The 265-nt window shown below is 62.6% G+C and carries 1 protein-coding gene; it reads right to left on the bottom strand.

Features of this window, described 5'->3' with window-relative positions; translation table 11 throughout:
- A partial coding sequence (locus SM755_RS24645) for a class I SAM-dependent methyltransferase (RefSeq protein WP_369335290.1) occupies positions 1 to 227 on the bottom strand: 227 nt, incomplete at its 3' end.
- Between the last annotated feature and the right edge of the window lie 38 nt (positions 228 to 265).

Genomic DNA, 265 nt, shown 5'->3' with positions numbered 1-265 from the left:
TGGTACTCCACGGTGGTTTCCCCCCATTTCTCCACCTCGACCGGTCCGTCGCCGATTTTGAACCCGATGCGCGCAACCCCTGCGGGGCGAAGTACGCGCGAAAACTCGTTCAGAGCGACTGCCATCTCTTCGTCGGGCACGAAAAAGACCGAGGCCGGACACCACACGCCGTCGAACCGGTCGGCGTCGATATCGCGGACGGGATGATCGACTACGCTCGCACGCACCGACCGGGGGAGTACCTTCGAATGGACATCCGCGATCT

It is taken from the genome of Natrialba sp. PRR66 (assembly GCF_034808065.1).
Lineage (GTDB): Archaea > Halobacteriota > Halobacteria > Halobacteriales > Natrialbaceae > Natrialba > Natrialba aegyptia.
Note: the sequence above shows the minus strand (reverse complement) of the source record. Positions and strands in the feature narration are given on the sequence as shown.